The sequence below is a fragment of the Nitrobacter sp. 62-13 genome (genome assembly GCF_001896955.1).
Taxonomy (GTDB): Bacteria; Pseudomonadota; Alphaproteobacteria; order Rhizobiales; family Xanthobacteraceae; genus Nitrobacter.
The window spans coordinates 1-6,980 of the sequence record NZ_MKRN01000107.1 but is presented as its reverse complement, the minus strand read 5'-3'; the positions used below and the strand labels follow the sequence as shown (position 1 = coordinate 6,980).

Genomic DNA, 6,980 nt, shown 5'->3' with positions numbered 1-6,980 from the left:
CCTGCTTCAATTCTTCCTCGGTCTTGCCGACCGATGAGACTTCGGGCGTGGTGTAGACCACGCCGGGGATCACGTCGTAGTTCACATGCCCAGCCTGGCCGGCGAGAATTTCGGCGCAGGCGACGCCTTCGTCCTCGGCCTTGTGCGCCAGCATCGGTCCTCTCACGACGTCGCCGATGGCATAGATACCCTTCACATTCGTCGCGAAGCGATGGTCGATCTCGACGCGGCCGCGATTGTCCAGCGCGACGCCGGCTTCCTTCAGGCCGAGGCCGTCGGTGTAGGGTGTGCGGCCGATCGCAACCAGCACCACGTCGGCTTCGATCGTCTCGGCCGCGCCGCCTGCGGCAGGTTCGACCTGCGCCGCCAGCGCGTTGCCCGACGTGTCGACGCCGGTGACCTTGGCGCCGAGCTTGAACGCAAAGCCCTGCTTTTCGAGGATGCGCTGGAATTGCTTCGCCACCTCGCCGTCCATGCCGGGCAGGATGCGATCGAGAAATTCCACCACAGTGACCTGCGCGCCGAGGCGGCGCCACACCGAGCCGAGTTCGAGTCCGATCACGCCGGCGCCGACGATCAGAAGTTTTCCCGGCACCTTCTCAAGAGACAATGCGCCGGTGGACGACACGATGCGCGTCTCGTCGATCTCGATGCCCTTGAGCCGGGCGACGTCGGAGCCGGTCGCGATGACGATATTTTTCGTTTCAACGGTTTGTTTTTTGCCGTCGACGCCTGACACCTCGACCTTGCCGGTGCCGAGGATCTTGCCGTTGCCGGAGATGACGTCGATCTTGTTCTTCTTCATCAGGTATTCGACGCCCTTGACGTTGCCGTCGATGCCCTGCTGCTTGAAGTTCATCATCGTCGGCAGATCGAGTTTCGGCGCGTCGACGCCGATGCCCATTTTTGCGAACGAGTGCCCCGCTTCCTCGAACGTCTCGGAAGCGTACAGCAGCGCCTTCGACGGCATGCAGCCGACATTGAGGCAGGTGCCGCCGAGCGTTGGATTTTTCTCGACCACGGCGACCTTCATGCCGAGCTGCGCCGCGCGAATGGCGCAGACGTAACCTCCGGGGCCGGTGCCGATAACGATGAGGTCGTAAGTCGCCATGATCTCAAATCCTGTCGTTTCAATCCTTATGACGCGCCTTGCACCCGCAGGAAATGTTCGTCTTCATGCCGGCGACATGAGGGGCTTCGTCCGATAACAGCCAGGCGATGGCGCTGGCGATTTTGTCGGCGATGCCGCCGCGCGGCGGCTCACAGGAATCTCGAAACTGCTTGGTTTCAATAGCGCCTCTCAACCCGTTTGGTCCGGTCCGGGAAGCAATTTTGCACGCTGATCGAAGAGCAATCCGCCGACCAGTCGGTTGACCTCGTCGGGGTCGGCTCCGTCCGTGATCAGCTTTCGCCTCAAAGCGTGCGCCTTGTCGAGGTTGCCGAGCTTTTTCTCGATCGCCGATTGATGCTTTTCTTCAGCTTTCGCGTTTTCTTGAGCGGCCCGTGCCCGTCGCCGCTGGTTGTCATGATGAAACAACGTTCGTGACAAAACCCAGTCTGCTGATTTTTTCGAGATGTTCTCGAAAGAACCCAGAGTGTTGAAGGGACTTTCGCAGGCGATGGTTTTAATTTCTCCAGCGTATTCACACGTGTAAATTTTCCCGGCGGATTCTCCGTGCTCGAAGCTCAGACAGGCCAGGTAAAACAGCTCCAAAATGGCCGCATTCAACTCCAGATCGATCGAGGTCAAATGACCGAACTCGGTGGCTTGGGTGTCGGATTTCAGCAAGATTTGCGTCATGTGGTGTCTTCCTAGCTCGTTTTTCGAGCGAAGTGGATATCGATTCGCGTGAAGAAAACGCATCAAATCAAAATCATGGAGCCCCGCTTCTGATTCCATCGGAAGCGGAATGGCTCCAGCACTACAAATCCAGCACCAGCCGGGCCGGATCTTCGAGCGATTCCTTGACGCGCACGAGGAAGGTGACGGCCTCCTTGCCGTCGATGACGCGGTGATCGTAAGAGAGCGCGAGATACATCATCGGACGGATTTCGACCTTGCCGCCGATCGCCATCGGACGCTCCTGGATCTTGTGCATGCCGAGGATGCCGGCCTGCGGCGCGTTCAGGATCGGCGTCGACATCAGAGAGCCGTAGATGCCGCCGTTGGTGATGGTGAAGGTGCCGCCCTGCATCTCCTCGATCTTGAGCTGGCCGTCGCGGGCACGGCGTCCGTAATCGGCGATGCTCTTCTCGATCTCGGCGATCGACTTGCGGTCGCAGTCGCGCACCACGGGCACGACAAGGCCCTTGTCGGTGCCGACCGCGACGCCGATGTGATAGTAGTTCTTGTAGATCAGATCGGTGCCGTCGATTTCCGCGTTGACGGCGGGGACGTCCTTCAGTGCCTGCACGCACGCCTTGGTGAAGAAGCCCATGAAGCCGAGCTTGGAGCCGTGCTTCTTCTCGAACACCTCTTTGTAGTGTGCGCGCAGCGCCATGACGCTGGTCATGTCGACCTCGTTGAAGGTCGTCAGCATCGCGGCGGTATTCTGCACCTCCTTGAGGCGGCGCGCGATGGTCTGGCGCAGCCGCGTCATCTTCACGCGTTCCTCGCGTGCGGCATCGTCGGGCGGCGAGGGCGCACGCACCTGCACGGCGGCGGCCGGCTGGTTGACCGGTGTCGGCGCCGATGCCGCCTTCTCGATCGCGGCCAGCATGTCGCCCTTGGTGACGCGGCCGTCCTTGCCCGAGCCCGGCACCGTGGAAGCATCGACGCCGCTTTCGGCGGAAAGTTTGCGTACCGAAGGCGCGAGCGGCGCGTCGGATGGCGCTGCGGTTTCCGGCTTCGGCCGCGGCTCTTCGGGGCCGGCGTTGATCGGTTTCGTCGTATCGGATTTGAGGTCCGGGCGTCCCGTTGCGCTTTCAGGCGCGACGCTCGCCGACGCCTTGGCCGCCGCGGGTTTGGTCGGGGCGGCGCCTTCGGAAATCTGCCCAAGCAGTGCGCCGACGGCGACGGTCTCGCCGTCCTTGGCGACGATCTCGCCGAGCGTGCCGGCGGAGGGCGCGGGTACTTCGATGGTCACCTTGTCGGTCTCAAGTTCGACGAGCGGCTCATCGACAGCCACGGCGTCGCCGGTCTTCTTGAACCATTTCCCGATGGTCGCCTCGGTCACCGATTCGCCGAGCGTCGGAACGCGTATCTCAGTCATGTGAGCAGCCCTTCTTAAATCCTCCACCGGTCGTGGCCGGCCATAGCCCGTTCGAAGAACGGCGTCGCTTCGCTCGCTTGTCCCGCTATCCACGTCCTGACCTCGATGCAGAGACGTAGATGCCCGGCATCGCAGATAAGTTTACGCAATCTGCGCAAAGCTTGATTGCGCGCCGGGCATGACGATGCAATTAATTATCCGAGTGCTTCTTCGAGAAATGCCTTGAGTTGCGCAAGATGCTTCGACATTAACCCGGTCGCGGTGGCGGCGGATGCGGCGCGGCCGGCATAACGCGGGCGCTTGTTGGGTGCGCTGATCTGGTTGAGAATCCATTCGAGATAGGGTTCGATGAAGTGCCACGCGCCCATGTTGCGCGGCTCCTCCTGGCACCAGACGACTTCGGCGTTCTTGAAGCTGCCCAGGACCTGCACCAGCGCCTTCAGCGGCACCGGGTACAGTTGTTCGACCCGCAACAGGTAGACGTCGTCGATGTTGCGCTTCTCGCGTTCCTCGTAGAGGTCGTAATAGACCTTGCCGGAGCACAGCACCACGCGGCGGATATTGTCGTCGTCCACCAGTTTGATTTTCTGGTCCGGCAGCATCGCCGCATCGTCGTATAAAATGCGGTGGAACGTGGTGTCGGCGCCGAGTTCGTCGAGACGCGATACCGCCCGCTTATGGCGCAGCAGCGACTTCGGCGTCATCATGATCAGCGGCTTGCGAATCTGCCGCTTCAACTGCCGGCGCAGCGCATGGAAATGATTGGCGGGCGTCGTGAGATTGACCACCTGCATGTTGTCTTCCGCGCACATCTGCAGAAAACGCTCCAGCCGCGCCGACGAATGCTCCGGTCCCTGGCCTTCATAGCCGTGGGGCAGCATGCAGACGAGACCCGACATGCGCAGCCACTTGCGCTCTCCGGCGGAGATGAACTGGTCGAACACCACCTGCGCGCCGTTGGCGAAGTCGCCGAACTGCGCTTCCCACATCGTGAGCGAGTTGGGTTCGGCGAGCGAATAGCCGTATTCGAAGCCGAGCACTGCTTCTTCCGACAGCAGCGAGTTGATGACCTCGTATCGACCCTGGTCCCTGCCGAGATGATTGAACGGCGTGTAACGGCTCTCGTCCTGCTGATCGAACAGCACCGAGTGCCGTTGCGAGAAGGTGCCGCGCTCGCTGTCCTGGCCGGACAGCCGGACGTTGTGGCCTTCTAGCATCAGCGAGCAGAACGCCAGCGCCTCCGCCGTCGCCCAGTCGAGGCTGGCGCCGCTCTCGATCGCCTTGGCGCGGTTTTCGAGAAAGCGCTGTACGGTGCGATGCACGCGGAAACCGTCCGGCACGCGGGTGATGCTGCGGCCGATCTCCTTCAATGTCGCGACGTCCAAACCGGTGACGCCGCGGCGCGGCTCCTCGTCCTGGTCGGCGAGCTTGAGGCCCGCCCATTTGCCGTCGAGCCAATCGGCCTTGTTGGGCTTGTAGCCGGTGCCGGCCTCGAACTCGGCATCGAGCCGGGCGCGCCAGTCGGCTTTCAGCTTCTCGACCTCTCCCTCGGTGATGACGCCTTCAGCGGTCAGTCGCTTCGCGTACAGTTCGAGCGTGGAGGGATGCTCGGCGATCTTCTGGTACATCATCGGGTTGGTGAACGACGGCTCGTCGCCTTCGTTGTGACCGTGGCGACGATAGCAGAACATGTCGATCACGACCGGCTTGTGGAATTTCTGCCGGAATTCGGTCGCCACCTTGGCGGCGAACACCACCGCCTCCGGATCGTCGCCGTTGACGTGGAAGATCGGCGCCTCGATCATCTTCGCGACGTCGGACGGATAGGGCGATGAGCGCGAGTAGCGCGGATAGGTGGTGAAGCCGATCTGGTTATTGACGATGAAGTGGATCGAGCCGCCGGTGCGATAGCCCTTGAGGTCCGACAACGCAAAGCATTCCGCCACGACGCCTTGCCCCGCGAAAGCGGCGTCGCCATGCATCAGCAGCGGCAGCACCGAGTTGCGCTGGTCGGGCGGATCGCCGTGCTGGTCCTGCTTGGCGCGGACCTTGCCGAGCACCACCGGGTCGACGATCTCGAGGTGCGAGGGATTGGCGGTCAGCGACAGGTGGATCCGGTTGTTGTCGAACTCGCGGTCGCTCGAGGCGCCGAGGTGATACTTGACGTCGCCCGAGCCTTCAACGGCGTCGGGATTGACCGAGCCGCCCTTGAATTCGTGGAATAATGCGCGGTGAGGCTTGCCCATCACCTGGGTCAGCACGTTCAACCGTCCGCGGTGCGGCATGCCGACCACGATTTCCTTGACGCCGAGATTGCCGCCCCGCTTGATGATCTGCTCCAGCGCCGGAATCAGCGATTCGGCGCCATCGAGACCGAACCGCTTGGTGCCGGTGAACTTGACGTCGCAGAACTTCTCGAAGCCTTCCGCCTCGATGAGCTTCTTGAGAATGGCGCGACGGCCTTCCGGCGTGAAACTGATCTCCTTGTCCGGTCCCTCGATGCGCTCCTGAATCCAGCCTTTCTGGGCGCCGTTCGAAATGTGCATGAACTCGACGCCGAGCGTCTGGCAGTAGGTCCGCTCGCAGATCGCCACGATCTCGCGCAAGGTGCCGTATTCGAGGCCGAGCACATGGTCGAGAAAGATCTTGCGCTCCATGTCGGCATCGGTGAAGCCGTAGGCGCGCGGATCGAGTTCCTCGTGATCGCGCGCGGGTTCGAGACCGAGCGGGTCGAGTTTGGCATGGAAATGTCCGCGCATGCGATAGGCGCGGATCAGCATCAGCGCGCGAACCGAATCACGGGTGGCCTGATTGACGTCGACGCCGGCCAGCGCCGAATCCTTCGCTTGCGCCGTCTCCTGTGCCCTGGCCTGCACCCTGGCGCTTACGGCCTGCTCGACCTGAGCCCAGTTGCCGTCGAGCGCGGAGGTGAGGTCGTCCTGCGGCGCCGGCGGCCAATTCGCCTTCTCCCAGGAGGGGCCTTCCGCGTTCTTGCGGACGTCCTCCGGAGCGTCCGTCAGGCTTTTGAAAAACTCCTGCCACTCGGCATCGACCGAGGCTGGGTCTTTTTCGTAGCGCGCGTAAAGAGCGTCGATGTAGGAGGCATTCGGGCCGTGCAAGAACGAGGAAAGGGCAAATGCTGCATTCGCGTTCTGGCGAGACATATCGCGTCCTGACGATTGCTAGTCTTGCGAAAGAGACAGCGTGTTCGCCGATTCCGAGTCGGAATCAGCGGACTTTGAACATCTACCTTATTTGGGGTGGAACTTCGCGGCGAAAAGAACCAAAGTTTGAATCAGGACTTCAATTTTTCGACAAGAGTTTTTCCGAGGCGCGCGGGTGATGGCGAGACAATGATGCCGGCCGCCTCCATCGCGGCGGTTTTGGACGCGGCGTCGCCCTTGCCGCCTGAGATAATCGCGCCGGCATGGCCCATGCGGCGACCGGGCGGTGCGGTGACGCCGGCGATGAAACCGACAGTCGGCTTGCTTCGGCCGCGCTTGGCTTCGTCGATCAAAAACTGGGCGGCGTCTTCCTCGGCCGAGCCGCCGATCTCGCCGATCATGACGATCGATGTGGTCTCGGGGTCGGCGAGAAACATCTCCAGCACGTCGACGAATTCGGTGCCCTTGACCGGGTCGCCGCCGATGCCGACCGCGGTTGTTTGCCCCAGACCTTCCTGGCTGGTCTGAAATACCGCCTCATAGGTCAGCGTACCCGAGCGGGAGACGATGCCGACATGGCCCGGCTTGAAGATGTTGGCCGGCA

At 62.0% G+C, this 6,980-nt stretch carries 3 protein-coding genes and 2 pseudogenes; all 5 read right to left on the bottom strand.

What is annotated here, in order from left to right; genetic code table 11:
- Positions 1–1,054 (bottom strand): annotated as a pseudogene (locus BGN91_RS09090) (dihydrolipoyl dehydrogenase); the annotation flags it as partial.
- Positions 1,055–1,300: 246 nt separating this feature from the next.
- Positions 1,301–1,801 carry a hypothetical protein gene (locus BGN91_RS09085; protein ID WP_292612442.1) on the bottom strand — a complete coding sequence of 167 codons (501 nt, stop codon included), beginning with the start codon at positions 1,799–1,801 and terminating at the stop codon, positions 1,301–1,303.
- A gap of 121 nt (positions 1,802–1,922) precedes the next feature.
- Complete coding sequence (gene odhB / locus BGN91_RS09080) at positions 1,923–3,212, bottom strand: 2-oxoglutarate dehydrogenase complex dihydrolipoyllysine-residue succinyltransferase (protein WP_292612440.1); 1,290 nt, start codon at positions 3,210–3,212, stop codon at positions 1,923–1,925.
- Between the two features lie 194 nt (positions 3,213–3,406).
- Positions 3,407–6,376 carry a 2-oxoglutarate dehydrogenase E1 component gene (locus BGN91_RS09075; protein WP_292612438.1) on the bottom strand — a complete coding sequence of 990 codons (2,970 nt, stop codon included), beginning with the start codon at positions 6,374–6,376 and terminating at the stop codon, positions 3,407–3,409.
- A 131-nt stretch (positions 6,377–6,507) separates the two neighbouring features.
- Positions 6,508–6,980 (bottom strand): annotated as a pseudogene (locus tag BGN91_RS09070) (succinate--CoA ligase subunit alpha); the annotation flags it as partial.